Here is a 1,249-nt window from a genome sequence, read left to right as displayed (position 1 = left end):
GTATTATCCATTGGATTCAAGAAGTTAAATTGCAACCCAGTGATTATTTGTTTCGGAGTATACGTCGCTCTAATCAACCAATAAGCTATTCATATTACAGGTCTATCATCAGGAGCTGGGCTGAGCAATTAGGACTTGATTCTGACCTTTATGGAACTCACTCAATGCGAAGAACCAAAGCGACTTTGGTTTATGCTCGAACCAAAAATATACGTGCCGTTCAGTTACTACTTGGTCATACAAAAATTGATAACACCATCAGATATTTGGGAATAGAGATTGAAGACGCCATTAAAATATCGAGAGAAACCGATTGTTGATTTAGCGCAGGCAGTGTTCTTATGCTGCCTTTGCCCCATTATCATTTAACGTAAATACTTTATAGGTCGATTTTGAGCGAACTACGGAAATTACCTAAAGCAGAACAAGTGATCTGCTAGGTAGTTGCTTGAAATCAATTATTAATTGCTAATCTAGCCAAATTTAGGTGTAATGAATACATAAAAAGCGCTGAGCAATGCAGGGAAAGCTTAAATTACACTAGCTAAGCTGATTAAATTAGCTAGGAAAGTGAGAGCCACCAAAAAGCAAATTCCCATAGCATAAACAACACCAACTCTGACACACCGAGCAGGTAGCGGCTCAGTCCAACAAGCGATTATGCAATACAAAATGCGTGTCGCATAAATACTAAAATGTTAGGCTGTAAATGGAATACATCGTGCCACCAGATAATTATGCAAGCTTCATCGGTACTGTTGCACTTATAGTGTCGATTCTGTGCTTATTTATCACTTTTTTGCTGAAGCAAAGAAGCCATGCGACTAAGTTGTTTTCTATTATGCTTGTAGCATCGCTAGCTTTCTTTTCTTCTCATTGGGCTACATATTTTGCCGCTATCTTTATAGTTGCAACTGCTGTTACTGAGCTGGAATTTTTACAGAACTTGGCGGCCATAATCAGAAAAGATGAGAATTATTTCAAATACAAGAAAGAAGCTCTAAGTAAGGCTGAGAATATTCGCCGGAAAGCTGAGGAAGCAATAGAAGAAGAATACACCTCGGAGCAGCCGTCAGAAACGGAAGAATCTACAATCACAAAAATTGACCTTTCAAAATTACAAGAGCTTTCTAATACATCAAGGATGAAGTTGTCATTTGAAGTTGAGGAAAAAGCCCTCAGTTTTGTAGTGGCATAGTTAATTTGGCCACCCATTAAGAAAGAAATGTTATGCTAATAAGCATACAAA

Annotated in this window: 2 protein-coding genes; both read left to right on the top strand. The window is 38.0% G+C overall.

The window, feature by feature from the left end:
• Positions 1–320: tyrosine-type recombinase/integrase (locus BCG07_RS00115; protein ID WP_286887915.1), on the top strand; the 320-nt coding region annotated here is incomplete at its 5' end.
• Positions 321–709: 389 nt separating this feature from the next.
• Positions 710–1,198: a hypothetical protein gene (locus BCG07_RS00110; protein ID WP_286887913.1), complete on the top strand. Its 489-nt coding sequence runs from the start codon at positions 710–712 to the stop codon at positions 1,196–1,198.
• The last annotated feature ends 51 nt before the right edge of the window (positions 1,199–1,249 follow it).

It is taken from the genome of Pseudoalteromonas sp. ESRF-bin5, assembly GCF_002632075.1.
Lineage (GTDB): Bacteria > Pseudomonadota > Gammaproteobacteria > Enterobacterales > Alteromonadaceae > Pseudoalteromonas > Pseudoalteromonas marina.
This window is presented reverse-complemented; position numbering and strand designations above follow the sequence as displayed.